Source organism: Patulibacter defluvii (genome assembly GCF_034096925.1).
Classification (GTDB): Bacteria; Actinomycetota; Thermoleophilia; order Solirubrobacterales; family Solirubrobacteraceae; genus Patulibacter; species Patulibacter defluvii.
Window position 1 is genome coordinate 43,267 of sequence record NZ_JAWZSQ010000024.1, and the last position, 25,000, is coordinate 68,266.

Consider the following 25,000-nt stretch of genomic DNA (forward strand, 5'->3'; position numbering starts at 1 on the left):
CAGGGGTCCGGGCCCGCGACCGGCGGAAAACGGACATCCACGCGCGAGCGGTCGGCGAGGGTCGACGCCGCCGCCGGCACTACCCTGGACGTGGTGACGACCCCCGACGCCAAGCCGGGCCGGCCCCGCGCCCGCCGCACGCAGGAGGAGCGTCGCGCCGCGACCCAGGCCGCGCTGCTCGACGCCACGATCGACTGCCTGGTCGACTACGGCTACGCGGGCACGACGACGACCAAGATCGTCGAGCGGGCCGGCGTCTCGCGCGGGGCCCAGGTCCACCACTTCCCGACCAAGGCCGCGCTGGTGGCCGAGGCGGTCCGCCACCTGGCCCGCCGCCGCACCACCGAGGCGGTCGAGGAGCTGCGGTCGATCGCCGAGAGCCCCGACCCGCTCGACGCCGTGCTCGACGTGCTGTGGGAGAGCCACCAGGGCCCGCTCTTCCAGGCCGTTCTCGAGCTGTGGGTCGCCGGCCGCAGCGACCCGGCGCTGCTGGAGCACATCGTCGAGGTCGAGAAGGCGGTCACCGAGTCGCTGTTCGAGGCGGTCTCGGAGCTGGTCGGCGGCGACGCCGAGATCTCCGCCGACCTGGTCCAGGACCTGAACGTCGCGATGTCGACGATCCGCGGCCTGGCCCTGATCAACCAGGCGATGGCGGTCGACGGTCCGGCGGCCGAGCGCCGCTGGCAGCACACCCGCGAGCGGCTGCGGCGGATGGCCCGCCCCGAGCTGCGGGCCGAGCTGGACCGCCTGCGCGGCGCCTGAGCGACCGCCCCGGAGCGGCCCCGCGGCGGCTCTCCGGCGACTCGACTGGAAAACAGACCGTCCTGTCGGTATCTTTCCCGGGACCGCTTGGCGGGCCGACGGCCCACCGGGACGGCGTCGCCGGGGAGACGACGCCCTCCCGGTGGGCCGTTCGCCCTTCGCCTTCCCTTCGCTGCCGCTGGGGAAGCCCTTCGGGAGTCTTGGGGAAGGTCTTCGCCGCGCTTGGGGGACCGGTCAGCGCACCGCGACAGGGTGGGAGCCATGCTCCGCCCCTCCCGCTCCCTGATCGTCCTCTGCAGCGCCGCCGTGGCGGGCGGCGCCGGAGGCGCGGTGCTCGTCGCCGCGGTCGCGCCCGACGGTCGCACGACCACCGTCACCCAGGCCGCCGCCGTGACCGCCGCCAGCCGCCCGGTCGCCGACACCGGCGGGACCGCGCTCTCGGCCCGCGAGATCTACCAGCGGAGCAAGGACGCGGTCGCCTTCGTCACCGCCGCCGGCGGCCAGGGAACGGCGACCGGCTCCGGCTTCGTGGTCTCGGCGGACGGCTACGTCGTCACCAACGAGCACGTGATCGACGGCGCCCGCCGGGTGACGGTCGAGATCGGCGACCGCAAGGCGGTGCCGGCGCGGGTGGTCGGGGTCGACGCGTCGACCGACGTCGCGCTGCTGAAGGTCGACAGCGGCGGGACGCGGTTGCCGGTGCTCTCGCTCGGCGACTCGACCAGCGTCCAGGTCGGCGACGCGACCTACGCGATCGGCAACCCCTACGGCCTCGACCGGACCCTGACCACCGGCGTGATCTCGGCCCTCCACCGCAGCATCCAGTCGCCCAACGGCTACGCGATCAACGACGTGCTGCAGACCGACGCGGCGCTCAACCCGGGCAACTCGGGTGGCCCGCTGCTCGACGCCGGCGGGCGGGTGATCGGCGTCAACTCGCAGATCGCCACCAGCTCCAGCGCCTCCGGCGGCGAGGGCGGCAACACCGGCGTCGGCTTCGCGGTCCCCTCCTCGACCGTCGCGCGGGTGGTCGAGCAGCTGCGGACCAGCGGCAAGGCGAGCCACGCCTACCTCGGCGTCAGCACCGCCGACGGCAGCAGCGGCGGCCGCGACGGCGCGACCCTCGCCGCCGTCTCCGCCGGCGGGCCCGCGGCCGACGGCGGCCTGCGGCGGGGCGACGTCGTGACCGCGATCGACGACCGCGCGGTGGCCGACGCCGCCGCGCTCGGCACCACCGTCGACGCCCACCGGCCGGGCGACGAGGTCACCGTCCACTACCGCCGCGGCAGCGACCAGCGGACGGCGAAGGTGAAGCTCGGCGAGCGGCCGGCCGGGACCGCCACCGACAGCAGCGGCGGCAGCGGTCAGCCCGGCGGCGCCGCGCCCGACGGCGGCAACGGCAGCGGTGGCGGCGCGGGCAGCGGCGCCCTCCCCTACGACCTGGTCCCCTGAGCCGCGGCCGGCCCGCTGCCGAATCGCCCGGCGGCCGCGGCCAGCGCCGCCCGCGCGTCGGCGGCCAGCGCGGCCGCCAGCGCGGCGGCCGGCTGCTCGCGGGCCAGCGGGTAGGCCTGGCCGGCCCACAGGTTGACCCGCTCGCCGTCGCCCGCTGCCCGCGCCGCCGCCCGCAGCGGCGCGGTCGCGTGGTGGATCTCGGGGTAGGCGACCGGCGCCCCCGCCGAGTGCTCGCGGAGGAAGCGGTTGCGGAGGCCGCGGGCGGCGCGGCCGGTGAAGGCGCGGGTCAGCGCGGTGCCGGCGTCGCCGGCCAGCGCCTGCCGGTGGCCGTCCCAGGTGCCTGCCTCGGGGCAGCGCAGGAACGCGGTGCCCAGCTGGGCGGCGTCGGCGCCGGCCGCCAGCGCGGCGGCGATCCCGGCCCCGGTCATGATCCCGCCGGCGGCCACCAGCGGCCGGTCGACCGCCGCCCGCACCAGCTGCAGCAGCGCCAGCAGGCCCAGCTCCTCGACCTCCGGCCCGTCGGCGAAGGTCCCGCGGTGGCCGCCGGCCTCGCTGCCCTGGACGATCAGCGCGTCGGCCCCGGCCTCGGCGGCGACGCGGGCCTCGTCGGGGCGGGTGACCGTCACCCAGACCGCGCTGCCGACGGCGTGCAGCGCGGCGACCGCGTCGGCGGCCGGGCAGCCGAAGGTGAACGAGACCACCGGCACCGGGTCGTCGCGCAGCAGCGCCAGCTTGGCCGCGAAGCCGTCGTCGTCGAACCGCGGCGTCCCGACCTCGGCCCCGACCGCCGCCGCCTCGGGCGCGATCGCCGCCAGCGGCGCGGCCAGCGCGGCGGGCGCGGCCGGCCGTCCCGACGGGGCGAAGAGGTTGACCCCGAACGGCGCGTCGGTCAGCGCGCGGGTCGCCGCCAGCTGCTCGGCCAGCGACGGCGGCGTGCGGTAGCCGGCGGCCAGGAAGCCCAGCCCGCCGGCGTCGGAGACGGCCGCCGCCAGCTCCGGCGTGGTCGGCCCGCCGGCCATCGGGGCGAGGACGATCGGCAGGGCCAGGTCGGTCGCGCGCAGCACGTTCCCCAGCCTCGCAGACCGGGGCTCCGGCCCCGGAACGACGGAGGCCCGCCGTCCTCAGGACGGCGGGCCTCGCTGCAGTCGGGGCGCCCGGATTCGAACCGGGGACCTCGCCGACCCGAACGGCGCGCGCTACCAGGCTGCGCCACGCCCCGACGCGGTCCAGAAGTATGCCACGGCGGCTGCCGCGACGACCTGCGCCCTCGAACCGCGCCGCGGGACGGGGGTTCGGATCCTTCGCGGCCGACCGTCAGCCCGCGGCGCGGCCGCCGGCCGCGCTGTCGATCGCCTCGCCGGCGAGCGCCGTGTAGAAGCGGATCGCCAGTCCGGTGACGAGCGTCTCGAAGGCGTCCTGGAGCGCGACCTCCTCCTGCGCCGCCCAGCGGCGGAGGCCGTCGCGCTCGATCGCGTCGGCGTCGGCCAGGACCTCGTCGACGAGGTCCGGGTTGCGGTCGCAGAAGTAGGCGCCGATGGCGTAGAGGGTCGAGTGCGACGCGACGTCGACGACGCCGTCGCGCTCAGCGGCCACCGTCGGCCCCGCCGCCCAGCAAGCTCGTGGTGATCGAGGTCAGCAGCGTGGTGATCGGCCGCCGCGGTGCGGACGACGACGGCTTGGCGGCGGGAGACTTCGCCGGGACCTCGGCGACCTCGCCGCCGCTGCCGCTGCCGGTCGACGGCGTGCTGCCCGTGCCGGACGGCGTCGCGGGCGGCGGGCTCGCCGGCCGCGTCCCCTCGCCGGTCGAGGGCCGCGGCTGCTGGGTGGCCGGCGGCGTCGAGTCGTCGCCGGTCGACTCGCCGGGGACCATCACGTCGGGCTGCCGCAGCGGCGCGGTGCTGTCGTCGCCGGAGCTGGCGCCGGCCTCGTCGGCCGGGCCGCCGGCGTGGCGGGCGCCGGGGGTGCCGGGCTGGCCGGCGTCGCTGCCGGCCTGGGCGCCGTCGGCGGTCGTGCGGGCGTCGCGGCCGGCCACCAGCGTGCCGTCGCCGCCGTGGCCGGTCGGCGCGCTGGCGCGGGCGTCGCGGAGGACGCCGCCGCCGGCGTTGGCGAACGCCCCGTGGCCGCCGCTCCCGCCGCCGTTCGCGCCACCCTCGTCGATCGGGGCGGCGGCGGTCTGGATCGCGGTCGTGTGGCGCGGCACCGGCGCGACGTCGGTGACGACGATCGCCCCCGTGCCGCTGGCCGCGACCAACGCGGCGCCGACCAGCATCTTGCCGCCGAGCAACCCGCCGGCCGCCTCGCCCGCGACCGCCGGCTCGCCGAACGGCAGCCGCTTCAGCAGCGGCACCGGCAGCAGCAGCGCGACCTTCGCCAGCACCCCCTGGTCGAGCAGGCCGACGTCGACGCCGGCGACCGCCGCGTGGCGGCGGCAGGGCTCGCAGGTGCGCAGGTGGACGGCCAGCCGGCGCCGCTCGCGGACGCCGATCGAGCGGTCGGCGGCGGCGTCGCAGAGGGTCCGCGCGCCGCGGCAGCGCTCGCCGCTCTGCAGCTCGCGGTAGGCGACGGTCAGCGAGCGCCGGCCGCGGGCCAGCTGGCCCTCGACGACGCTGCGGCTGATCCCCAGCCGCTCGGCGATCTCGAGCGTCGAGCGGCCCTCCAGCTCGCGCTGGACGAGCACGTCGTGCTGCAGCTGCGACAGCTCGCCGAAGGCGCTCCGCAGCAGCGTCAGCGCCTCGCGGTCGCCGGCGCCGCGGAGCGCGGTGTCGTCGCTGATCGCCAGCCGCCGGGCGTCGGCCGGGCCGAGCCGGTCGGTGTCGTCGAAGCTGACCTCGCCGCGGCGGGTCGTGCCCCGCCACTGGTCGATGCAGGCGCGGCGGGCGATCTCGTGCAGCCAGGCGCGCAGGTGGGTCGGCCGCTGGCCGGCCTGGAGCGCCCGCATCGCGCTGAAGAAGACCTCCTGGACCACGTCCTCGGCCCGCGCGTGGTCGGTCAGCATCCGGTGGGCGTAGGCCTGGATGCCGTCGCGGTGGCGGCGGAAGAGCAGCTCGAAGGCGCGCGGATCGCCGCGGCCCGCCAGCTCGACCAGCGCGCCGTCGCCGTGGTCCGGGCGCGCGGCCGCCGTCGAGCGAACCCGACGGGGGTCGGGCGGCGCGACCGGAACGGCCGACGAGCCGGGAGGGGCGGAGGCGTGCATCGGTGGGGTGGCGAGGCGGCCGAGGCGGGATAGGACGGGGGCCGCGAACGACCCGGGCTCCCCGAGGGGAGGAACGCCGATCATAGACCTGGCGTGGCCCGCTGTCACGGGCCGACCGACGGCCGTCGCGACGGCTCTGGGAGGATCGGGCGATGGCCCCGCTGCGCGCGCTGCTCGCCGACCTCGACGCGGCGCTCGAGCCCGAGCGCTTTCGCGACCACTGCGTCAACGGGCTGCAGGTGCCGCCGCCGGCCGGCCTCGACGGCGAGATCGCCACCGTGGTGACCGCCGTCAGCGCCGACGCGGCGACCCTCGACGCCGCCGCCGAGCTCGGCGCCGACCTGGTGCTCGTCCACCACGGGCTGTTCTGGGACGGCGACCCGCGCGCCCTCGACCCGGCCCTGGCCGGGCGGCTGCGGACCCTGCTCGGCCGCGGGATCGCGCTCGCCGCCTACCACCTGCCGCTCGACGGCCATCCGCAGCTGGGCAACAACGCGCTGCTGGCCGACGCGCTGGGCGCGACCAGCCGGCCGTGGGCGGCGTCCGGCCGGCCGCCGATCGGCGTCGTCGCCAGCTTCGACGTGCCGCTGCCGATCGCCGAGCTGGAGCAGCGGGTGGCGACCGTGACCGATCGCGAGCCGCTCTGCTTCCGCGGCGGGCCGGAGCGGGTCTCGCGGCTGGCGATCGTCTCGGGCGCGGCCGCCGGCCTGCTGCCCGCGGTCGCCGCCGACGGCCTCGACGGGCTGCTGACCGGCGAGCCGCGCGAGCCGACCCGGGCGCTGGCGGCCGAGCTCGGCGTCCACGCCCTCTGCGCCGGCCACCACGCGACCGAGACCCGCGGCGTCCAGGCGCTCGGGGCCCAGCTGGCCGAGCGGTTCGGGGTCGGGCACCGGTTCGTCGACAGCGCGAACCCGGTCTGATGTGGCGCCGTTGGGCGACTGGCGCGTAGCCACTCGTCGAGAGTGGGCGCCGATCCCTCCCGCGGCGGGTCGCCAGCGGCATAGGATCGCGCCACGGCGGCCGCGCAGGGAGGCCGCGCCAGCACGACCAGGAGCATCGTCTCGATGACGACGACCATCGCGGGAACGACCATCGCCGACCTCGCCTTCCGCGCGGCCGAGGCGTACGGCGACCGGACGGCCGCCCGCTACCAGACGGCGCCCGGCGAGTGGCAGGAGATCTCCTACGCCGAGCTGGCCGACGGCGCGAGCGAGATCGGGCTCGGCCTGATCGACCTCGGGCTCGATCCCGGTGACCGGGTCGCGGTCCTCGGCACCACCCGCCCGCTCTGGTCGATGGCGCACCTGGGGATCGTCGCCACCGGGGCGGTCCACGTCTCGGTCTACCCGACCAACGCGCCGGAGGAGTGCGCCTGGGTGGTCGGCAACTCCGAGTCGCGCGGGATCGTCTGCGAGGACGCCGAGCAGGTCGCCAAGATCCAGCAGGTCCGCGACCAGCTGCCCGCGCTGGAGTGGATCGTGATCCTCGACGGCCAGGCCGACGGCGCGATCGGACTCGACGAGGTCCGCCGCCGCGGCGGCACCCGCGACGCCGCCGAGCTGCGCGACCGCGCGGCCGCGGTCCGCCCCGAGGACCCCTACGTGTTCATGTACACGTCGGGCACGACCGGGCCGCCGAAGGGCTGCGTGCTCTCGCACGGCAACTACCGCTGGATCATGGGCGCCAGCGACGAGCTGGCCGGGATGGAGGACGACGGCGTCCTCTACCTGTTCCTGCCGCTGGCCCACGCCTTCGCGCTGCTCTTCCAGCTGCTCTGCTTCGACCACGGCGGCGTGATCGCGTACTGGGGCGGCGATCCGACGAAGATCGTCCCCGAGCTGATGCAGGTCCAGCCGACCCACCTGCCGTCGGTGCCGCGGATCTTCGAGAAGATCTACACCCTCGCGGTCGGCTCGAAGTCGCCCGAGGAGCAGGCCCAGATCCTCGGCGCCGCCCGCCTCGGGGTCCAGGTCCGCGAGCTGCGCCAGCGGGGCGAGCCGGTGCCCGCCGAGCTGCAGGCCAAGTTCGACGAGGCCGACGCGGCGCTGTTCCAGAACGTGCGGGCGCTGTTCGGCGGCCGGCTCAGCCGCGCGATCACCGGCGCCGCCCCGATCGCCAAGGAGATCCTGGAGTTCTTCTACGGCTGCGGGGTGCCGGTGATGGAGGGCTACGGGATGACCGAGACCTCGACCGGCGCCACCATCAACACCCCCGAGCACCACCGCTTCGGGACCGTCGGCCGGCCGCTGCCGGGGCTCGAGGCGCGGATCGCCGAGGACGGCGAGCTGCTGGTCAAGGGCGGCAACATCTTCCAGGGCTACTACAAGATGGAGGACGCCTCGTTCGGCGCCGTCACCGACGGCTGGCTGCACACCGGCGACCTGGCCGAGATCGACGCCGACGGCTACGTCTCGATCGTCGGCCGCAAGAAGGACATCATCATCACCGCCGGCGGCAAGAACCTGACCCCGGCGAACCTCGAGAACGACCTCAAGACGTCGCCCTGGATCAGCCAGGCGGTGATGCACGGCGACCGCCGGCCCTACCCGGTGGTGCTGATCACGCTCGACCCCGAGACGATCGTCCCCTGGGCCCAGGAGCAGGGGCTGCCGACCGAGATCGCCGAGCTGGCCAAGCACCCGAAGGTCCACGCGCTGATCCAGGCCGAGGTCGACCGGGCCAACGCCAAGCTGGCGCGGGTCGAGCAGGTCAAGAAGTTCCTGATCCCCGACCGCGACCTGTCGCCGGAGACGGGCGAGCTGACGCCGACGCTGAAGGTCAAGCGCAACGTCGTCAACGAGCGCTTCGCGGCCGACTTCGACGCGCTCTACGCCGAGAGCTGAGCCGCGGCGCCGCGAGACGCCCGCCCGCCGTTCGTCCCTGGCCGAACGGTGGGCCGCGGCGGCCTCCGGCGCATCGGACGTCGGTCCACTGGCGTGTGACCGCGGTCACCCCCGTTCCGACCATCGGTACGATCGAGGGGTGCGTACCGACCCGACAGAGAACGGCGGCCTGTTCCTCGGGCGCCGCCCGGGCACGGCGCCGCTGCGCTACGCCGCGATCCCCCAGCAGGGCTCCGCCGCCCGCCGCCGGATCGACCGCGTGCTGGCCGCGGCGATGCTGGTGGTGATGGCGATCCTGACCGCGATGGTCTGGGGCCCGCTGCCGATGGGCGCGATGTGGATCGCGTCGCAGCTGTCGTCCGAGAACGTCGGGCTCTGGATCCTGATCGCCTTCGTGCTGGTGCTGGTCTTCGTCTTCGGCGCGCTGGTGATGCTGCGGCGCGTCGACCAGGCCTGGATCCTGGTCCGGCGGGCCGGCGGCCACGACCAGCGCACTGGCGTCCTCGGCCGGGTCTTCGCCGTCACGACCTTCATCGTGGTGCCCGCCTTCGCGGTCTGGTTCCTGCTCCTCGGCGGGATGCAGCCGACCACCGGCGGGCTCTGAGCGTGGGCCTCTTCGGGCACTACAAGCAGTTCGAGGCGCTGACCGAGGAGGAGGTCAACGCCGGCCTCCGCGAGGTCGCCCGCGAGCGGCGGTCGAAGGCGCTGGCGCGGGTCGAGCCGCTCGACCTCAGCCGCACCACCTGGCCGGAGCTGCCGCCGTCGGAGATCGTCAGCGCGATCACCTTCGCCGCCCGTCGCGGGCTCCACCGCTACGCCGAGGGCCGCGACGGCGAGCTGCGCGACGCGCTGGCCGAGCGGCACGGGATCGAGGCCGATCGGATCGTCGTCGGCGAGGGCGCGTCGGGCCTGCTCCAGCGCGCCGCCCACGAGCTGCTCGACCCGGGCGACGAGGTGGTGCTGCCGTGGCCCGGCTACCCGCTCTACCCGCTGCTGGCGCGCGACGCCCAGGCGGTGCCGGTGCCGGTCCCCGAGCTCGACCCCGAGCAGCTGCTGGCCGCGGTCACCCCGCGCACCCGGCTGCTGCTGCTGGGCGGGCCGAACGACCCGACCGGCGACCTGCTGCCGGAGACGGCGCTGGCCGAGCTGCTGGAGCGGCTGCCCGAGCGGGTCGTGGTGCTGGTCGACGAGGCGCTGCGCGAGTTCGTCGACGGCGAGCCGGTCGACGCCACCGTCCGCCTGACCGACCGCTTCCCGCGGCTGGTGCTGGTGCGGTCGTTCAGCAAGGCCTGGGGCCTGGCCGGTCTCCGCTGCGGCTACGCGATCGGCGGCGCCGAGGCGGCCCGCCCCGGCGGCGTGCTGCCGATGCTGGCCCCGCGGCTGGGGATCGGCGACCTCTCGCTGGCCGGGGCGCTGGCCGCGGTCCGAACCGCCGGCCCGGCGGTCGAGGCCCGCGCCCGTCGGGTGGTCCGCGAACGGGCGGTCCTGAGCGGGCAGCTGCGGGCGCTCGGCCTGACCGTGCGGCCGTCGCAGAGCTGCGCGCTGTGGGTCCGCGCCCCCGGCCTCGACGCCGGCGGCCTCCGCTCGCAGCTCGAGCGCGGCGGCGTGATCGTCCAGTCCGGCGACGCCGTCGGCGACGCCAGCCACGTCCGGATCAGCGTCCGCGACGAGGCGGCGAGCACCCGCCTGCTGCGGGCCGTCGAGAACGCGGTCCGCTGACCAGGCCCGACCGTCCGATGACCGACCGCGACGACGAGCCGCTGCTCGCCGGCCTCGAGGGCGAGCAGCGCGACGCCCGGGCCGCGCTGCTCCGCGACCTGCGCGCCGCCGGCGCCGGCGAGCAGGAGCTGGAGGAGGCCGCCGCCCGCGGCCGGCTGGTGCTGCTGCCGGTCGAGCGGACGCTGCGCGGCACGCCGACGCTGACCACCGCCGACCTGGTCCGCCGGACCGGCGTCGACCCCGAGCTGCTGGAGCGGGCGCTGCAGGCGGCCGGGATGCCGATCCCGGCCGAGGACGAGCGGGCCTGGAACGAGCGCGACCTGGCCCTCGCGCGGCTGATCGCGCGGCTGGTCGCCGCCGGCGTCGCGCCCGACGCGGTCGTCGACCTGGGCCGCACGCTCGGCGAGGCCGGGGCCCGGATCGGGGCGGCGGCGATCGTCGGCCTCGGCGCCAGCCTGACCCGCGAGGACGACCGCGAGGACGCCCTCGCCGCGCGGCTGACCGAGGCGACGCTGCCGACGGTCGAGGAGCTGGGCGACGCGCTGGCCGTGGTCGTCCGCGAGCGCTCGCTCGACCAGCTGGCCCGGATCCAGCTCTCGCGCGAGCAGATCGCCGAAGGCCGGCTGGCCGGCGCGACCCAGGTCACGATCGGCTTCGCCGACGTCGTCGGCTTCACCCGGATGGGCGAGGAGCTGGGCGCCGAGCGGCTGCAGGACGTCGCCGTGCGGCTGGCCGCGCTCGGCGAGCAGGCGGCGACCGCCGACGTGCGGGTGGTGAAGACGATCGGCGACGCGGTGATGCTGGCCGGCGCCGACCCGGCCGCGGTGGTGGCGGTCCTGCTCGATCTCCAGCAGCGGGTCGCGGCCGACCCCGAGTTCCCGCGGATCCGGGCCGGCGCCGCGACCGGCGACGGGGTCCCGCGGGCCGGCGATTGGTTCGGGCCGGCGGTCAACCGGGCCTCGCGGGTCTGCTCGACGGCCCGTCCCGGGACGCTGCTGATCGACGACGCCACGCGGGTCCTGATCGACGACGACGCCTACGCCTGGCGGACGATCGGCCGGATGCACCTGAAGGGGGTCGGGCGCGTGCTGCTGCATCGCGTCCGCCCCGTCGACCGCTAGCGTGCGGTCGCGATGCCTCGCCCCCCGCTGTCGCTCGCCGGCGTCCTCGCCCTCGCCCTGCTCCCGGCCGTCGCCGCCGCCCCGTCGGCGTCCGCGGCGATGCCCTCGACCAGCGGGATCGGCGCCCGCGCCGGCGCCACCGTCGTCGACCTGCGGACCGGCCGCACGCTGCTCAGCCGCTCGGCGACCACCAGCCGGATCCCGGCCTCGGTCACGAAGCTGTTCACCACCTGGGCGGCGCTCGAGCGGCTCGGTCCCGGGTGGACGCCGCGGACGCGGGTGCTGGCGACCGGCGCGCTGGCGCCGAGCGGCACCTGGAAGGGCGACCTGTACCTGGTCGGCGGCGGCGATCCGACGCTGACCCGGGCCTCGCTGACGGCGCTGGCGCGGCAGACGGTGACCGCCCTCGGCGCGACCGGGCTCGACGGCCGGGTGATCGCCGACGCCAGCGCCTTCGACGACTGGCAGGGCGGCGACCGCACGCACCGCGGCGTCGATCCCGACATGACCGGCCGGCTGGGGGCGCTGGTCGTCGATCGCGGCAGCGGCCAGGACGATCCGGCCCAGCGGGCGGCGTCGCTCTTCCGCTCGGCGCTCGGCAGCGCCGGCCTGCGGGTGACGACGGCGCTGGCCAAGGGCAGCGCCCCGGCCGGCACCCCGCAGGTGGCGCTGCTGAACGGTCCGCCGCTGGCCCAGCTGGCCTCGACGCTGCTGAGCGTGTCGGACAACTTCTACGCCGAGATGCTGCTGAAGGCCGCCGTCGCCCGCGACGGCGAGGAGGGCGCCTGCCGGCTGGCGGCCGGGCTCGCCGCGACCCCGGCCGCCGGCGAGGCCGCCACCCCGCCGGCCACGGCCTGCGTCCAGCGGGCGGCGACGATCGCGGCCGCCAGCACCCGCGCCGGGATCACGCTCGAGCGCCAGACGCTGCGCCCGCTGCTCGGATACAGCCCGCGGCTCCACGACGGCTCGGGCCTGACCCGCCGCAACCGCGTCAGCCCGGCCCAGGTGGCGCGGCTGCTGGTCAAGCTCAACGGCCGCACGGCGGTGGCGCCGGTGCTGCGGGCCGCGCTGCCCCAGGCCGGTCGCTCGGGCACGCTGCGGCGGCGGATGCGGGGGACCGCCGCGGTCGGCCGCTGCCAGGCGAAGACGGGGACGCTCAACGGGGTCTCGGCCCTGGCCGGCTACTGCACCACCAAGCGCGGCCGTGACGTGGCCTTCGCGATCCTCCAGAACGGCTCGTCGCTGGCCAGCGCGCACCGCTTCCAGGACCGCTTCGTGGCCCGGCTGGCCGCCAACGGCTGAGCGCCGCCGGCGCCCGGCCCCCGAACGCACAACGGGCGGACCGCGAAGCGATCCGCCCGTTCACACCGGTCAAGCACCACCGCTCGAAACAAACGTCCCAGGACCACGTGTCGTGCCTGGGCAGGCGGACACTCCCGACCCCCGAGGCGGTCCACCGCGCGAAGCGGTGCGGAACCCGGGTGGGCGCTGATGCGCCCCGGTCGAGTGGGCGGTGTGCCGGTCCTGCGACCGTAGCAGCCGCGGCCGGGTGGCGGTCGCACCCGGCGGCCGCTCAGTCCGCGGCCGGGGCCTCCCCCTCGTCCTCGTCCTCCTCCGGCACCAGCATCTCCGGCCCCTCGGCCAGCAGCCGCCCGAGGCCCTCCTCGTCGAGCACCGGGACCCCGAGCCGCTCGGCCTTCTCCAGCTTGCTGCCGGCCGACTCGCCGGCGACGACGGCCGAGGTCTTCTTCGAGACCGACGAGGTGACCCGCGCGCCGGCCGCGGTCAGCCGCTCGGTCGCCTGCTCGCGGGTCAGCGTCGGCAGGGTGCCGGTCAGCACCACCGTCAGGCCGTCGAGCAGCCCCTCGCCGGGCGGCGCCCCCTCCTGCTCCATCTGGACGCCGTGAGCGCGCAGCCGGTCGACCAGCTCGACGACGGCCGGGTCGGCCAGCCGCTCGGCGATGATCTCGGCCATCTTCTCCCCCACGCCCGGCGTCGCCGCCAGCTGCTCGGGGGTGGCGGCGCGCAGCGCGTCGACCGTCCGGAAGCGGGCGGCGAGGTTGCGGCCGGTCACCTGGCCGACCTCCTCGAGCCCGATCGCGAACAGCACCCGCGCGAACGGCTGCTGCTTCGAGGCGGCGATCGCGTCGACGACCCGGTTGGCGGAGATCTCGCCGTAGCCCTCCAGCTCGACCAGCTGCTCGACGGTCAGCTCGTAGAGGTCGGCGGCGTTGCGCACCAGGCCCCTCTGGAGCAGCTGGTGGACCTGCTTCTCGCCGAGCCCGTCGATGTCCATCGCGCCGCGGCTGACGTAGTGCTTCAGCAGCTGGTACTGCTGGCCGGGGCAGCCGCCGCGGTTCGGGCAGCGGGTGAAGACCGAGTCCTCGGGCTTCTCGGTCGGGGTGCCGCAGGCCGGGCAGGCCCCGGGCGGCTGCGGCGGCGCGGCGCGGTCGTCGCGCTCGGCCTCGTGCGGCGCGGGCGAGATCACCTGCGGGATCACGTCGCCGGCCCGCAGCACGATCACCCGGTCGCCGGGCCGGACGTCCTTGCGCTCCAGGTCCTCCTCGTTGTGGAGCGTGGCCTGGCTGACGGTGACGCCGGAGACGACCACCGGATCGAGCACGGCGTAGGGGTGCAGGTCGCCGAACTTGCCGACGCTCCAGACGACGTCGAGCAGCGTGGTGACGGCGGTCCGGGGCGGGAACTTCCAGGCGATCGCCCAGCGCGGGTCGCGGCCGACGCTGCCCAGCCGCCGCTGCAGCTCGTAGTCGTCGACCTTGATCACGACCCCGTCGATCTCGAAGGTCAGGCGGTCGCGGCGCTGCTCCCACTCGCCGCAGCGGGCGACGACGGCGTCGACGTCGTCGAGCACCCGCACGTCCTCGTTGACCGGGAAGCCGCGCTCCTTCAGCCACTCGAGGGTGGCGGCGTGGCCGTCGACCCCGAGCGCCTCGGCGACCGACTCGGTGGTGCCGCCGGCCGCCGCGGCGCTGGCCTCGGCCTCGTCGGCGTCGACCTGGCCGCCGCGGGCGACGACGCCGACCCCGTAGGCCCAGAACGAGAGCGGGCGGGTCTTGGCCAGCTTCGGGTCGAGCTGGCGGATCGTGCCCGCGGCCGAGTTGCGCGGGTTCATGAAGGTCGAGAGGCCGGCCTGCGCGCGGCGCTCGTTGAGCCGCTCGAAGTCGTGCAGGGCCATGTAGATCTCGCCCCGGACCTCGAGCACGGCGGGGGCGTCGTCGACGGCCAGCGGGACGGTCGGGATCGTGCGGACGTTGTGGGTGACGTCCTCGCCGACCTCGCCGTCGCCGCGGGTGGCGGCGCGGACCAGCAGCCCGTCCTCGTAGCGCAGGCTCATCGCCAGCCCGTCGACCTTCGGCTCGGTCACGAACCGGAAGGACGGGTCCTCGATCCCCTCGCGCGCCAGGTGGCTGCGCATCCGGTCGACCCAGGCCTGCAGCTCGTCGGGCTGGTGGGCGTTGGCCAGCGACAGCATCGGCTGCTCGTGCTGGACCTTGACCAGCTTGTCGAGCGTCGCGCCGCCGACCCGCTTGGTCGGCGAGTCGGGGCGGTCGAGCTCGGGGTGCTCGGCCTCCAGCCGCTCCAGCTCCTGGAAGAGGGCGTCGTAGTCCTCGTCGCCGATCTCCGGGTCGTCCTGCTCGTAGTAGCGGCGCCGGTGGTGCTCGACGACGACGCGCAGCCAGGCGACGCGCTCGGCGGGGTCGTCGCCCTTCGGGGGCGCGGGCAGCGTGGTCTTCGCCATCACCGGTCGAGGATACGAGCGGCGGCCGACGCCGTGCGGGTTCGGCGGCCTACTCCTCGACCAGCTCGCCGAGCCGGTCGAGCAGCCCCTCGAAGCCGTGGCCCTCGAGCGGGGCGATCGCGGTCTCGTGGGTCAGGTCGAGGTGCAGCGGCGTGATCGAGACGCGGCCGGCGGCGACGGCGGCCAGGTCGCTGCCGGGGACCGGCTCGAAGCCGTGGTCGGTGCCGTAGAGCCAGTAGCTGCGGCGGCCGTCGGGCAGGGTCTCGACCGGCTGCAGCTCGTCGCGGTAGCGGCGGCGGCCGAGGCGGGTGATCTCGACCGCCTCGGGCGCGCCGAGCGGGACGTTGACGTTGAGGATCGTCCGCTCCGGCACCGGCACCGCGCCGGCCGGGGGCGTCTCGCCGCTGCCCGGCAGCAGGCCGCGCTGCAGCTCGGCCACGACCCGGGCGCCGACCTCGGCCGCGGCGCTGAAGTCCCACGTGTGCTCGCGCCGCAGCGACCACTCGCCGTGGGGCGAGGCCATCGAGAGCGCGATCCCGGGAATGTCGTGGATCACGGCCTCGAGCGCGGCGGCGACGGTGCCGGAGTAGGTGACGTCCTCGCCGAGGTTGGCGCCGTGGTTGATCCCGCTGACGACGAGGTCGGGGCGCCAGTCCTCGATCACGCCGTGGGTGGCCAGGCGCACGCAGTCGGTCGGCATCCCGTCGGTGGCGAGGCCGACGGTGCCGTCGTCGAACGGCACCTCGGCGACGGCCAGCGGGCGGCGGACGGTGATCGCCCGCGCGGTCGCCGAGCGGTTGCCGTCGGGAGCGACGACCCGCAGGTCGACTCCCGGCAGCCGGACCAGGGCGCGCCGGATCGCCTGCAGCCCCTCGGCCTGGATGCCGTCGTCGTTGGTCAGGAGCACGCGGATCGTCATGCCCCACCCAGCCTACGCGGGATCAGCGGCCGTCGGCCCACGGCGGCCGTCCCCAGCCGGGCGGCGGCAGCGCGGGCCCGCCGACCAGCTCGGGGTAGCCGATCCCGGCCAGGTGCAGGCCCTGGGGCGGCAGCGTGACGCCGGCGGCGGCCCGCGGGGCGCCCTCCAGCAGCGCGGCGAAGCTCTCGACGGTGCGGCGGCCGGCGGCGACCTCGAGCATCGTGCCGACGAGGATCCGGTTCATGTGGCGCATGAAGGCGTCGGCCTCGATCCAGAACTCGAGCAGCTCGCCCTCGCGCCGCCAGGCGGCGTGGATCACCCGCCGGCGGAAGCGGACGTGGTCGCTGCGGGTCGGGGTGAAGGCGGTGAAGTCCGGCTCGCCGGTCAGCAGCGCGGTGCAGGCGCGGAGCGCGTCGTCGTCGACCGGGTGCGGCCACCAGAGGGCCCAGCGGCGGCCGAACGGCGAGGGCGTGCGGCGGGTGTGAAGCCGGAAGCAGTAGGTGCGGCTGGTGGCGACGCGGCGGGCGTCGAAGCTGGCCTCGACGGCGACGGCCGACCGCAGGCCGATGTCGTGGGGCAGGATCGCGTTGACCCCGCGGACGTCGGCCGGCTCGCCCTCGTACGAGGCGACCTGGGCGACGGCGTGGACCCCGCGGTCGGTGCGGCCGGCGACGGTCAGCCGCGTCTCGCGCCGGCGGATCGTGGTCAGCGCCCGCTCCAGCTCGCCCTGGACGGTCCGCAGGCCGGGCTGGGCGGCCCAGCCGACCAGGTCGGTCCCGTCGTACTCGATCTCCAGCCGGGTCGTGCGCACGCCGCTGGCCATCCTCGCGCACCGGCGGCGGGGGCGCGCTGCGACCGCGGGGCCGGGACGGGGACGCCGCTAGGGCCGGCCCGAGGGCAGCCGCCGGCGGACCGCCCGCCGCGCCCGCACGTGGCCGCCGAGCAACAGCGTGGTCGGGACGAGGACGGCGGCGGGCCAGAAGACCCCGGCCCCGGCCGCCGCCCAGACGGTCACCGCGCCGCCGTTGAGGCCGGCGAAGGCGACGGTGTGGGTGCGGATCGCCGCCCGGTCGACCCGCCGGGCGACCTCGGCCCCGCGGGTCCGGGCGGGGGCGGTCAGCACCCGCCTCAGCGCTCCCGGCAGGTCGCGGAGGGCCCGGCCCAGGTCCGCCCGGTCGCGGGCGGCGGCGACCAGCGCCAGCCGCTCCTCCAGCTCGTCGGCCTCCAGCCGGCCGGCGGCGAACTGCCGTCGCAGCTCCCGCTCGGCGCCCTCGCGCTCGCCGTCGCCGATCCGCATCGTCGCGGTCGAGATCGCCCGCCAGGTGCTCACCGTTCGAGGGTAGCGCCGCCGCCGCGGCGCCCACCCCAACGACCTCCCCAGGAAACGCGAAACGGCCGCCCGAGGGCGGCCGTGTCGGCACTGCAGAGGGTGGATGCCTGGTGTTCGTGGACCGTCGCCGGTCGGGTCGGCCGGCCCGAGATGCGACGCGTCCACGGACGCCAGGCGCCGCCCTCAGACGAGTTCGATCAACACCATCTCGGTCGCGTCGCTCTTGCGCGGCCCGAGCTTCAGGATCCGGGTGTAGCCGCCCGAGCGCTCGGCGTAGCGCGGGGCGATGTCCTCGAACAGCTTGTAGGTCGAGAACTTGTCCTGGCCGAGCTGCGACAGGGCCTGCCGGCGGGCGTGCTGGTCGCCGCGCTTGGCGAGCGTGATCAGCTGCTCGATCTCCGGCTTCAGCGCCTTGGCCTTGGCCTGCGTGGTCGTGATGCGCTCGTGCTCGATGACCTCCTTGCAGAGGTTGCGGAGCAGCGCCTTGCGGTGGGCGCTGTCGCGGCTGAGCTTGTGGCGGGTCTTCTGATGGCGCATGGGAAGGTCCTTCTGGGCAGCGTGCCGCTACGACTACTCGTCGCGGAGGCCGTAGCCGCGCGCGGCGAGCGTCTCGACGACCTCGTCGATCGACTTCTTGCCGAAGTTCGGGATGGCGGCGAGCTCGGCCTCGGTCTTCGAGGTCAGGTCGCCCACGGTCTGGATGCCCGCACGCTTCAGGCAGTTGTAGGAGCGGACGCCGAGCTCCAGCTCCTCGATCATCATCTCGTCGGTCGGGTCGCCGAAGCCCCCGTCGCCGACGAGGCCGTCCTCCAGCTCGCCACCGACCGAGGCGCGAAGCTCCTCGACGCGGTCGGGGTCGGTGAAGACCGCCAGCTGCTGGATCAGGATCTCGGACGCCTCGCGCAGGGCTTCGCCCGGCTCGATCGAACCGTCGGTCTCGATGTCGAGCGACAGCTGGTCGAAGTCGGTGCGCTGACCGACGCGAGCCGGCTCGACGCGGTAGGCGACGCGCTTGATCGGCGAGAAGATCGAGTCGATCGGGATCACGCCGATCGGCTGGTCCGGCGTCTTGTTCTCGTCGGCGGAGCGGTAGCCGCGGCCCTGGCCGATGGTCAGGTAGACCTCGAGCTTGGTGCCGGCCTCGAGCGTGGCGATGTGGGCGTCCGGGTTCAGGATCTCGACGCCCGCGGGCAGGTCGATGTCCTTCGCGGTGACCTCGCCCGGGCCCTCGGCGACCAGCGGGGCCTCGACCTCGGTCGCGTCGGAGTGCATCCGGCAGACGAGCGCCTTGAGGTTGAGGACGATGTCGGTGACGTCCTCGGTGACCCCGTCGAGCGTCGTGAACTCGTGCGCCACGCCCTCGATCCGGACGTTGGTGACCGCCGCACCGGAGAGGAAGCTCAGCAGCACCCGGCGAAGCGAGTTGCCGAAGGTGTAGCCGAAGCCGCGCTCGAGGGGCTCGATCGTGAACGTGCCGCGGTTGTCCTCCACGGATTCGCTGGTGATCCGCGGGGTCTGGTAGTCGAGCATCAGGGTCCTTGCTTCGTCGTCGGAAGACGGGCGGTCGCTGAGAGGGCGAGCGACCGCGGGGTCGGTGGGGTGAGAGCGGGCCGGCCCCCACCCGACCGGACCGATCGCGTCAGGTGCGTGAGGCGATCGGCGATCAGACCCGGCGCCGCTTCTTGGGGCGGCAGCCGTTGTGGGCCTGAGGGGTGACGTCGCGAACGGTCGTGATCTCCAGACCGGCGGCCTGGAGCGAGCGGATCGCCGTGTCGCGACCGGAGCCGGGGCCCTTGACGAAGACCTCGACCTTCTCGAGGCCCTGCTCGATGCCCTTGCGCGCCGCGGAGTCGGCGGTGACCTGCGCCGCGAACGGCGTCGACTTGCGCGAGCCCTTGAACCCGGCGCCGCCGGCGGACTCCCACGCGATCACGTTCCCCTCCTTGTCGGTCAGGGAGACGATCGTGTTGTTGAAGCTCGTCTTGATGTGGGCCTGGCCGACCGGGATGTTCTTCTTCGGCTTGCGGCGGCCGCGCGCGGGGCGCTTGGGAGCGGGCATGAGGTTCTAGATGACTCCGGGTTACTTCTTGCCGGGCTTCTTCTTGCCCGCCGTCGGCATGCGCTTCGGGCCCTTGCGGGTCCGGGCGTTGGTCTTGGTCTTCTGGCCGCGCACGGGCAGGTTGCGCCGGTGGCGCAGCCCGCGGTAGCAGCCGATCTCCATCAGGCGCTTGACGCTCTGGTTGCGCTCGCGGCGGAGGTCGCCCTCGACCACCACGTTGCGGTCGATGTGCTCGCGGAGCGCGGAGACCTGGTCCTCGGTGAGGTCGCGAACCTTGGTGTCACGGTCGATCCCGGTAGCGGCCAGGATCTCGTTCGAGCCCGAGCGGCCGATGCCGTAGATGTAGGTGAGACCGATCTCGATCCGCTTGTTGAGCGGGATGTTGATGCCGGCGATACGTGCCATGGGTCAGCCCTGCCGCTGCTTGTGCCGCGGGTTCTGACAGATCACCAGCACCGCGCCATTGCGGCGGATGACCTTGCACTTCTCGCACATCGGCTTGACCGACGGTCGTACCTTCATGGTTCCCTTCTCGGCTCGATGACCAGCGACCTGGCTCTGACGGCGCTACCGCCCATCGCTACCAGTCACTGAGGCGCGCACGGTCCAGGGCAGGACGTGACACGCGCAGACTGGAGAAGATACCAGACGGCTCAGACGGCGCGCGTTGCGGCCCCCGCGGCCGGTCACCAGGACCGGTCGCCCCACGGCGTGAGGACCCGCGGGCCCTCCTCCGTGATCGCCACCGTGACCTCGGCGTGGGTGGCACGGGCGCCGTCGACGGTGAAGACGGACCAGCCGTCGTCGGCCATCCGGATCGCGGCCCGGCCGAGGGTCAGCATCGGCTCGACGGCGATCACCAGCCCCGCCTCGAGCGGCCGGCCGGTGCCGGCGCGGCCGACGTTCGGCACCTGCGGCTCCTCGTGCAGCGCGCGGCCGACGCCGTGGCCGATCAGCGAGGGGAAGACCTGGAGCCCGCCGGCCCGTGCGCGGGCCTCGACCGCGGCCCCGATGTCGCCGATGTGGCCGCCGACCCGGCAGGCCGCGACCGCGTCGACGAGCGCCGCCTCGGCGGTCTCGACCAGGTGGCCGTCGGCCGCCCCCATCTCCCCCACCGCCACCGTCCGGGCCGCGTCCGCGACCCAGCCGTCGAGCGTCACGCCGACGTCGAGCGAGACGATGTCGCCCTCGTCGAGCCGGACCGGGCCGGGGATCCCGTGGACCACCAGGTCGTTCGGCGAGGCGCAGATCGCCCCGGTGAAGCCGCGGTAGCCGAGGAACGACGGGGTCCCGCCCGCGGCGGCGATCCGCTCACGGGCGAGGCCGTCGAGGTCGGCCGTGGTCATGCCCGGCCGGACCGCCGCCTGCAGCTCGTCGAGGACGTCCGCGACCACGCGGCCGGCGGCCGCGATCGCGTCGACCTCGTCGGGGCGCTTGAGGCGGACGGCCACGCGCGTCGCGGCTAGACCGCGTCCTCGAGCCGCAGGGTCGAGATCGTCTTGCGGACGTGGGCCTCGACCTCGTCCGCCGGCGCGGTGCCGTCGAAGCGGTGCAGCAGGCCCCGCTCCTCGTAGTAGCCGATCAGCGGCGCGGTCTGCTCGTGGTAGACGGCCAGCCGCTTGCGGATCGTCTCCGGCTTGTCGTCGTCGCGCTGGATCAGGTCGCTGCCGTCGACGTCGTCCTTGCCCTCGACCTTGGGCGGGTCGAACTCGACGTGGTAGATGCGGCCGGACTGCGAGACGCGACGGCCCGAGAGCCGGCGGACGATCTCCTCGTCGGGGACCTCGATCAGCAGCGCGCCGTTGAGGTCGCGCCCCAGCTCGGAGAGGGCGGCGTCGAGCGCCTCGCCCTGGGCGATGTTGCGGGGGAAGCCGTCGAGCAGGAAGCCGTCGGTCGCCTGCTCGGCGCGGACGCGCTCCAGGATCAGGCCGATCACCAGCTCGTCGGGGACCAGCTGGCCCTCGTCCATGAAGCCCTTGGCCTTCAACCCGAGCTCGGTCGCCTCGCGCACGGCCGCCCGCAGGATCTCGCCGGTGACGATGTACTCGAGCGGCTCGCTCGCGGTCAGGCGCTCGCCCTGGGTGCCCTTGCCGGCGCCCGGGGGCCCCAGCAGGATCAGGTTCAACTCGGTCATGCCGTCCGTCCTCTGTGCCGTTGATCGCCCACCGATCCCACGCGCCGTGGGTCGCGGGGGCTCACTTCAGGAAGCCCTCGTAGTTGCGCATCATCAGCTGCGCCTCGACCTGCTTGACCGTGTCCAGCGCGACGCCGACGACGATCAGCAGCGAGGTGCCGCCGAACGCGAAGCCCTGCGTCGTCTGGTTGAACAGGATCGTCGGCAACGCGGCCACCGCGGCGAGGTAGAGCGCGCCGGGGAAGGTCAATCGCGCGAGCACGCGGTCGAGGAACTCCGCGGTCGGGCGGCCGGGCCGCACGCCGGGGATGAACCCGCCGTACTTCTTCAGGTTGTCCGCCTGCTCGACCGGGTTGAACGTGACCGCGGTGTAGAAGTAGGTGAACAGGATGATGAACAGCGTCTCGCCGGCGACGTAGGCCCAGCTGCCGTAGCGCAGGAACTCCTGGACCCCGTTGGCCGGGTCGTGCGTGACGAACTGCGCGATCGTCGGCGGGATCGACATGATCGAGGCCGCGAAGATCACCGGGATCACGTTGGCCATGTTGACCTTCAGCGGCAGGTAGGTCTGGCCGCCGCCGCTCATCCGGCGCCCGATCACGCGCTTGGCGTACTGGATCGGGATCCGCCGCTGGCCCTCCTGGATGAAGACGACCGCGGCGATGATGCCGAGCGCCAGGAACGGCATGATCACCTTGAAGACCTGGTCGCCGCTCTGCCACCAGTTGCTGACGCCCGACGGCAGCCCCGACACGATCGAGGCGAAGATCATCAGCGACATGCCGTTGCCGATCCCGCGCTGCGTGATCAGCTCGCCCATCCACATCACGATCATCGCGCCCGCGGTCAGCGACACGGCGATCATGAAGACCCGACCGGCACCGAAGTCCGCGATCAGCGGCTCGCCGGCCTGGCTCGAGAGCGACTTGAAGAGGAAGACGTAGGCCACCGACTGCCCGGCCGCCAGCGCGACGGTCAGGTAACGGGTGTACTGCGTGATCCGCTGCTGGCCGATCTCGCCCTCCTGCTTCAGCTTCTCCAGCGAGGGCACCACGACCTGCAGCAGCTGCAGCACGATCGACGCGGTGATGTAGGGCATGATCCCGAGCGCGAAGATCGCGATCTGGCTCAGCGCCCCGCCCGAGAAGACGTTCAGCAGCTGCAGCGCACCGCCGCCCTGGAACGACGCGGACTCCTGCAGCGCCTTGACGCCCTCGGAGGACACGCCCGGCACCGGGATCTGCGCACCGATCCGGTACAGCGCCAGCATCAGCAGCGCGAAACCGATCTTCTTGCGGATCTCGGGAACGGTGAACGCGCCGGTAAGGATGCGGATCATCGTGCTGGTGCTCGCAGTGGCGGTGGACGGTCAGACGGCAGGGACGGCCGTGGCGCGTCCCGGTGAAACGGACGACGCGGGCCGTGCGGGCCCGCGCCGGGAATCAGGATGGTACGCACCGGCGGCTCCGAGCGAGGTGCGCAGGGAGCATCGCCGGCGCGACCGGACTTCCTGGGTCAGTCCTCGACGACGACGACCGTGCCGCCAGCGGCCTCGATCGCCTGCTGCGCCGAGGCGCTGAAGCGGTGGGCGTGGACCGTCAGCGGGCCCTGCAGCTCGCCGCGGCCGAGCACCTTCACCGGCACGTCCTTGCGGGTGGCCAGGCCCTTCGCGCGCATCGCGTCGAGGGTCACCTCGGCGCCGGACTCGAAGCGGTCGGCCAGGTCGTCGAGGTTCACCGGCTGGGTGGCCGTGCGGAACCGCTCGAACGGCATCGACGTCTTCTTGTTCGGACCGCGCAGCTTGCGCATCCGCGACTGGAGCGGGTTCTGACCGCCCTCGAAGCCGCTCCGGTCCTTGGCGCCCGAGCGCGAACCGGCGCCCTTGTGGCCGCGGCCGGAGGTCTTGCCGGTGCCCGAGCCGTGGCCGCGGCCGACGCGCTTGCGCGGCTTGCGGCTGCCCGGAGCGGGCTTCAGCGAGTGGAGCCCGGTCTCGGCGAGCGACTGGGAGTCGGGGGTGGTGGTGGGAGCCGTGTTCTGTTCGGTGCTCATCACGCCTCCTCGACGCGCACCAGGTGGCGCACCGCGTGCAGCGCACCGCGCTGCTGCGGCGTGTCCTGGACCTCGACGGTGTGGCCGATCCGACGCAGCCCGAGCGAGCGCAGGGTGTCGCGCTGCGCCTGGTTGCTGCCGATCGCCGACTTGAACTGGGTGGCCTTCAGCGTGCTCACGCCGGGACCTCCTCGGACTCGGACTCGGACTCGGCGCCCTCGGCGACGGCCTCGGCCTCGCGGGCCTGCAGGCCGAGCACGTCGGCGACGCTGAGCCCACGGAGGTCGGCGACCTCCTTGGGGGTCCGCAGCTGCTGGAGCCCGTCGACCGTGGCCTTGACCAGGTTGATCGGGTTCTGCGAGCCGAGGCTCTTGCTGAGGATGTCGTGCAGGCCGGCCAGCTCGAGCACGGCGCGGACGCCGCCACCGGCGATCACGCCGGTACCCGGCGAGGCCGGCTTCAGGAGGACCTGACCGGAGCCGAAGCGCCCGATCACCGGGTGGGTGATCGTGGAGCCGTGCTTGGGGACCTTGAAGAGGTCCTTCTTCGCACGCTCGACGGCCTTCTGGATCGCGGTCGGGACCTCGTTGGCCTTGCCGTAGCCGACGCCGACCACCGAGTTCTCGTCGCCGACGACCACGAGGGCCGTGAACGAGAACCGGCGGCCGCCCTTCACGACCTTGGCGACGCGGTTGATCTCGACGACCCGCTCCTGCAGGTCGAACCCGACGGGGCTGACAGTTCGATCGATAGCCATTGCTCAGGGCTCCTAGACGGTGAGCCCGCCCTCGCGGACCGCTTCGGCGAACGCCTGCACGCGTCCGTGGTACTGGTAGCCGCCGCGATCGAACACGGCGGTCTCGACCCCGGCGGCCTTGGCGCGCTCGGCCAGCAGCTGGCCGGCCTTGGCGGCCTGGTCCTTCTTCGGCAGGTCCCGCAGCTCCGGCTCGGTCCACTGGACGGCCGTGATCGTGTGCCCGCGCTCGTCGTCGATGAGCTGGGCGAAGATCCCGCGGTTGCTGCGGAACACGGCGATGCGCGGCCGCTCGGCAGTGCCGGAGACCTTCGCCCGCACGCGGCGCCGACGCTTGAGGCGGCGCGCCTCCTTGGTGACGACGCTCATGCGCGCTTGCCCACCTTCCGGACGACGTACTCGCCCTCGTAGCGGATGCCCTTGCCCTTGTAGGGCTCCGGCGGCCGCTGCTTGCGGATCTTGGCCGCGATCTCGCCCACGAGCTGCTTGCTCGTGCCCTTGATCACGATCCGGGTCGGCTGCGGCACCTCGAACTCGATGCCCTCGGGGGCCTCGATCGCGACGGGGTGCGAGTAGCCGAGGGCCAGCTCGAGGTTCTTGCCCTTGAGCGCGGCGCGGTAGCCGACGCCCTGGATCTCCAGCGTCTTGGTGAAGCCGTCGGTGACGCCCTCGACCATGTTGGCGATCAGGCTGCGGCTGAGGCCGTGCAGCGCGCGGTGCGGCCCACGGTCGGTCGGCCGGGTCACCAGGATCTCCGCACCCTCCTGGGTGACGGTGATGTCGCGGTGGATGGCCTCCGACAGCGTGCCCTTGGGGCCCTTGACCGAGACGGCGCCGGGCTCGATGGTGATGTCGACCCCGCTCGGGACGGGGATCGGCTTGCGTCCGATGCGGCTCATGCGCGC

General features: G+C 74.7%; 28 protein-coding genes and 1 tRNA gene. 8 read left to right on the forward strand and 21 right to left on the reverse strand.

Translation table 11 applies throughout. The features are described from left to right. The first annotated feature begins 93 nt into the window (after window positions 1–93). Both SH587_RS20325 and SH587_RS20330 read left to right on the forward strand, forming a co-directional pair. Entirely contained in the window at window positions 94–762 is a 669-nt protein-coding gene (locus tag SH587_RS20325) for a TetR/AcrR family transcriptional regulator (RefSeq protein ID WP_320672488.1), read from the forward strand. Between the two features lie 261 nt (window positions 763–1,023). Continuing rightward, the gene (locus SH587_RS20330; protein ID WP_320672489.1) at window positions 1,024–2,214 is read left to right on the forward strand and encodes a S1C family serine protease; all 1,191 of its coding nucleotides are present in this window, start codon (window positions 1,024–1,026) and stop codon (window positions 2,212–2,214) included. On the opposite strand, the gene SH587_RS20335 is transcribed toward SH587_RS20330, so the two are convergent. The 4 genes from SH587_RS20335 to SH587_RS20350 form a co-directional block, all read right to left on the reverse strand. Beyond that, window positions 2,196–3,233: a nitronate monooxygenase gene (locus SH587_RS20335; protein ID WP_375341794.1), complete on the reverse strand. Its 1,038-nt coding sequence runs from the start codon at window positions 3,231–3,233 to the stop codon at window positions 2,196–2,198. The genes SH587_RS20330 and SH587_RS20335 overlap by 19 nt on opposite strands. A 126-nt stretch (window positions 3,234–3,359) precedes the next feature. Next, a tRNA-Pro gene (locus tag SH587_RS20340) sits at window positions 3,360–3,433 on the reverse strand. A gap of 95 nt (window positions 3,434–3,528) precedes the next feature. After that, window positions 3,529–3,807 (reverse strand): hypothetical protein, encoded by a 279-nt coding sequence (locus tag SH587_RS20345; protein ID WP_320672491.1) that lies wholly within the window; start codon window positions 3,805–3,807, stop codon window positions 3,529–3,531. Continuing rightward, the gene (locus tag SH587_RS20350; RefSeq protein WP_320672492.1) at window positions 3,797–5,407 is read right to left on the reverse strand and encodes a sigma-70 family RNA polymerase sigma factor; all 1,611 of its coding nucleotides are present in this window, start codon (window positions 5,405–5,407) and stop codon (window positions 3,797–3,799) included. Before SH587_RS20350 ends, SH587_RS20345 begins: the two co-directional genes overlap by 11 nt. A gap of 152 nt (window positions 5,408–5,559) precedes the next feature. Here SH587_RS20350 and SH587_RS20355 point away from each other — a divergent pair, with 152 nt between their 5' ends. The 6 genes from SH587_RS20355 to SH587_RS20380 all read left to right on the forward strand — a co-directional run bounded on the left by SH587_RS20355 (window position 5,560) and on the right by SH587_RS20380 (window position 12,392). Beyond that, on the forward strand, window positions 5,560–6,327 hold the full coding sequence (locus SH587_RS20355; protein ID WP_320672493.1) for a Nif3-like dinuclear metal center hexameric protein: 768 nt from the start codon (window positions 5,560–5,562) through the stop codon (window positions 6,325–6,327). Between the two features lie 144 nt (window positions 6,328–6,471). Then, window positions 6,472–8,250 carry an AMP-dependent synthetase/ligase gene (locus SH587_RS20360; RefSeq protein WP_320672494.1) on the forward strand — a complete coding sequence of 593 codons (1,779 nt, stop codon included), beginning with the start codon at window positions 6,472–6,474 and terminating at the stop codon, window positions 8,248–8,250. A 139-nt stretch (window positions 8,251–8,389) separates the two neighbouring features. Continuing rightward, on the forward strand, window positions 8,390–8,854 hold the full coding sequence (locus tag SH587_RS20365; RefSeq protein WP_320672495.1) for a hypothetical protein: 465 nt from the start codon (window positions 8,390–8,392) through the stop codon (window positions 8,852–8,854). 2 nt (window positions 8,855–8,856) lie between these two features. Continuing rightward, window positions 8,857–9,969, forward strand: a complete 1,113-nt coding sequence (locus tag SH587_RS20370) for a pyridoxal phosphate-dependent aminotransferase (RefSeq protein WP_320672496.1) — start codon at window positions 8,857–8,859, stop codon at window positions 9,967–9,969. Between the two features lie 17 nt (window positions 9,970–9,986). Beyond that, complete coding sequence (locus SH587_RS20375) at window positions 9,987–11,090, forward strand: adenylate/guanylate cyclase domain-containing protein (protein ID WP_320672497.1); 1,104 nt, start codon at window positions 9,987–9,989, stop codon at window positions 11,088–11,090. Between the two features lie 12 nt (window positions 11,091–11,102). Then, window positions 11,103–12,392, forward strand: coding sequence for a D-alanyl-D-alanine carboxypeptidase/D-alanyl-D-alanine-endopeptidase (locus tag SH587_RS20380; RefSeq protein WP_320672498.1), 1,290 nt, complete (start codon window positions 11,103–11,105; stop codon window positions 12,390–12,392). Between the two features lie 271 nt (window positions 12,393–12,663). On the opposite strand, the gene ligA is transcribed toward SH587_RS20380, so the two are convergent. The 17 genes from ligA to rplF all read right to left on the reverse strand — a co-directional run bounded on the left by ligA (window position 12,664) and on the right by rplF (window position 24,994). Further along, window positions 12,664–14,850 carry an NAD-dependent DNA ligase LigA gene (gene ligA / locus SH587_RS20385; protein ID WP_320672499.1) on the reverse strand — a complete coding sequence of 729 codons (2,187 nt, stop codon included), beginning with the start codon at window positions 14,848–14,850 and terminating at the stop codon, window positions 12,664–12,666. Between the two features lie 49 nt (window positions 14,851–14,899). Next, window positions 14,900–15,769, reverse strand: coding sequence for a 5'/3'-nucleotidase SurE (surE, locus tag SH587_RS20390; protein ID WP_320672500.1), 870 nt, complete (start codon window positions 15,767–15,769; stop codon window positions 14,900–14,902). A 22-nt stretch (window positions 15,770–15,791) separates the two neighbouring features. Then, on the reverse strand, window positions 15,792–16,580 hold the full coding sequence (gene truA, locus SH587_RS20395) for a tRNA pseudouridine(38-40) synthase TruA (RefSeq protein ID WP_320672501.1): 789 nt from the start codon (window positions 16,578–16,580) through the stop codon (window positions 15,792–15,794). Between the two features lie 69 nt (window positions 16,581–16,649). Beyond that, a complete protein-coding gene (locus tag SH587_RS20400; RefSeq protein WP_320672502.1) occupies window positions 16,650–17,099 on the reverse strand; it encodes a DUF1707 SHOCT-like domain-containing protein in 450 nt (149 codons plus the stop codon). Between the two features lie 183 nt (window positions 17,100–17,282). Continuing rightward, on the reverse strand, window positions 17,283–17,636 hold the full coding sequence (gene rplQ, locus SH587_RS20405; protein ID WP_320672503.1) for a 50S ribosomal protein L17: 354 nt from the start codon (window positions 17,634–17,636) through the stop codon (window positions 17,283–17,285). 33 nt (window positions 17,637–17,669) lie between these two features. Further along, window positions 17,670–18,629, reverse strand: a complete 960-nt coding sequence (locus SH587_RS20410) for a DNA-directed RNA polymerase subunit alpha (RefSeq protein WP_320672504.1) — start codon at window positions 18,627–18,629, stop codon at window positions 17,670–17,672. A gap of 133 nt (window positions 18,630–18,762) precedes the next feature. Next, complete coding sequence (gene rpsK, locus SH587_RS20415; protein WP_007577092.1) at window positions 18,763–19,158, reverse strand: 30S ribosomal protein S11; 396 nt, start codon at window positions 19,156–19,158, stop codon at window positions 18,763–18,765. Window positions 19,159–19,179: 21 nt separating this feature from the next. Further along, on the reverse strand, window positions 19,180–19,563 hold the full coding sequence (rpsM, locus tag SH587_RS20420; protein ID WP_320672505.1) for a 30S ribosomal protein S13: 384 nt from the start codon (window positions 19,561–19,563) through the stop codon (window positions 19,180–19,182). A gap of 3 nt (window positions 19,564–19,566) precedes the next feature. Next, entirely contained in the window at window positions 19,567–19,680 is a 114-nt protein-coding gene (gene rpmJ, locus SH587_RS20425) for a 50S ribosomal protein L36 (RefSeq protein WP_084629688.1), read from the reverse strand. Between the two features lie 164 nt (window positions 19,681–19,844). Then, on the reverse strand, window positions 19,845–20,609 hold the full coding sequence (map, locus tag SH587_RS20430; protein ID WP_320672506.1) for a type I methionyl aminopeptidase: 765 nt from the start codon (window positions 20,607–20,609) through the stop codon (window positions 19,845–19,847). Window positions 20,610–20,620: 11 nt separating this feature from the next. Further along, window positions 20,621–21,292, reverse strand: a complete 672-nt coding sequence (locus SH587_RS20435) for an adenylate kinase (RefSeq protein WP_320672507.1) — start codon at window positions 21,290–21,292, stop codon at window positions 20,621–20,623. Window positions 21,293–21,353: 61 nt separating this feature from the next. After that, on the reverse strand, window positions 21,354–22,631 hold the full coding sequence (gene secY / locus SH587_RS20440; RefSeq protein ID WP_320672508.1) for a preprotein translocase subunit SecY: 1,278 nt from the start codon (window positions 22,629–22,631) through the stop codon (window positions 21,354–21,356). Window positions 22,632–22,807: 176 nt separating this feature from the next. Next, the gene (gene rplO, locus SH587_RS20445; RefSeq protein ID WP_320672509.1) at window positions 22,808–23,341 is read right to left on the reverse strand and encodes a 50S ribosomal protein L15; all 534 of its coding nucleotides are present in this window, start codon (window positions 23,339–23,341) and stop codon (window positions 22,808–22,810) included. Next, window positions 23,341–23,520 (reverse strand): 50S ribosomal protein L30, encoded by a 180-nt coding sequence (rpmD, locus tag SH587_RS20450; protein ID WP_320672510.1) that lies wholly within the window; start codon window positions 23,518–23,520, stop codon window positions 23,341–23,343. The genes rplO and rpmD overlap by 1 nt, the downstream gene beginning before the upstream one ends. Then, the gene (gene rpsE / locus SH587_RS20455; protein ID WP_320672511.1) at window positions 23,517–24,098 is read right to left on the reverse strand and encodes a 30S ribosomal protein S5; all 582 of its coding nucleotides are present in this window, start codon (window positions 24,096–24,098) and stop codon (window positions 23,517–23,519) included. Before rpsE ends, rpmD begins: the two co-directional genes overlap by 4 nt. A 12-nt stretch (window positions 24,099–24,110) precedes the next feature. Continuing rightward, a complete protein-coding gene (rplR, locus tag SH587_RS20460; RefSeq protein WP_320672512.1) occupies window positions 24,111–24,464 on the reverse strand; it encodes a 50S ribosomal protein L18 in 354 nt (117 codons plus the stop codon). Continuing rightward, window positions 24,461–24,994 carry a 50S ribosomal protein L6 gene (gene rplF / locus SH587_RS20465; protein WP_320672513.1) on the reverse strand — a complete coding sequence of 178 codons (534 nt, stop codon included), beginning with the start codon at window positions 24,992–24,994 and terminating at the stop codon, window positions 24,461–24,463. Before rplF ends, rplR begins: the two co-directional genes overlap by 4 nt. Window positions 24,995–25,000: the final 6 nt, after the last annotated feature.

Excerpts from the sequence above, each read along its gene's own strand:
- rplO (WP_320672509.1), bottom strand. The coding sequence starts at position 23,341 with ATGAGCACCGAACAGAACACGGCTCCCACCACCACCCCCGACTCCCAG.
- rpmJ (WP_084629688.1), bottom strand. The coding sequence starts at position 19,680 with ATGAAGGTACGACCGTCGGTCAAGCCGATGTGCGAGAAGTGCAAGGTC.
- SH587_RS20375 (WP_320672497.1), top strand. The coding sequence starts at position 9,987 with ATGACCGACCGCGACGACGAGCCGCTGCTCGCCGGCCTCGAGGGCGAG.
- rplF (WP_320672513.1), bottom strand. The coding sequence starts at position 24,994 with ATGAGCCGCATCGGACGCAAGCCGATCCCCGTCCCGAGCGGGGTCGAC.
- rpsK (WP_007577092.1), bottom strand. The coding sequence starts at position 19,158 with ATGCCCGCTCCCAAGCGCCCCGCGCGCGGCCGCCGCAAGCCGAAGAAG.
- SH587_RS20435 (WP_320672507.1), bottom strand. The coding sequence starts at position 21,292 with ATGACCGAGTTGAACCTGATCCTGCTGGGGCCCCCGGGCGCCGGCAAG.
- SH587_RS20355 (WP_320672493.1), top strand. The coding sequence starts at position 5,560 with ATGGCCCCGCTGCGCGCGCTGCTCGCCGACCTCGACGCGGCGCTCGAG.
- SH587_RS20360 (WP_320672494.1), top strand. The coding sequence starts at position 6,472 with ATGACGACGACCATCGCGGGAACGACCATCGCCGACCTCGCCTTCCGC.
- SH587_RS20335 (WP_375341794.1), bottom strand. The coding sequence starts at position 3,233 with ATGGCCGGCGGGCCGACCACGCCGGAGCTGGCGGCGGCCGTCTCCGAC.
- rplR (WP_320672512.1), bottom strand. The coding sequence starts at position 24,464 with ATGAGCGTCGTCACCAAGGAGGCGCGCCGCCTCAAGCGTCGGCGCCGC.
- SH587_RS20350 (WP_320672492.1), bottom strand. The coding sequence starts at position 5,407 with ATGCACGCCTCCGCCCCTCCCGGCTCGTCGGCCGTTCCGGTCGCGCCG.
- SH587_RS20380 (WP_320672498.1), top strand. The coding sequence starts at position 11,103 with ATGCCTCGCCCCCCGCTGTCGCTCGCCGGCGTCCTCGCCCTCGCCCTG.
- SH587_RS20330 (WP_320672489.1), top strand. The coding sequence starts at position 1,024 with ATGCTCCGCCCCTCCCGCTCCCTGATCGTCCTCTGCAGCGCCGCCGTG.
- ligA (WP_320672499.1), bottom strand. The coding sequence starts at position 14,850 with ATGGCGAAGACCACGCTGCCCGCGCCCCCGAAGGGCGACGACCCCGCC.
- secY (WP_320672508.1), bottom strand. The coding sequence starts at position 22,631 with ATGATCCGCATCCTTACCGGCGCGTTCACCGTTCCCGAGATCCGCAAG.
- rpsM (WP_320672505.1), bottom strand. The coding sequence starts at position 19,563 with ATGGCACGTATCGCCGGCATCAACATCCCGCTCAACAAGCGGATCGAG.
- surE (WP_320672500.1), bottom strand. The coding sequence starts at position 15,769 with ATGACGATCCGCGTGCTCCTGACCAACGACGACGGCATCCAGGCCGAG.
- rpsE (WP_320672511.1), bottom strand. The coding sequence starts at position 24,098 with ATGGCTATCGATCGAACTGTCAGCCCCGTCGGGTTCGACCTGCAGGAG.
- SH587_RS20410 (WP_320672504.1), bottom strand. The coding sequence starts at position 18,629 with ATGCTCGACTACCAGACCCCGCGGATCACCAGCGAATCCGTGGAGGAC.
- rplQ (WP_320672503.1), bottom strand. The coding sequence starts at position 17,636 with ATGCGCCATCAGAAGACCCGCCACAAGCTCAGCCGCGACAGCGCCCAC.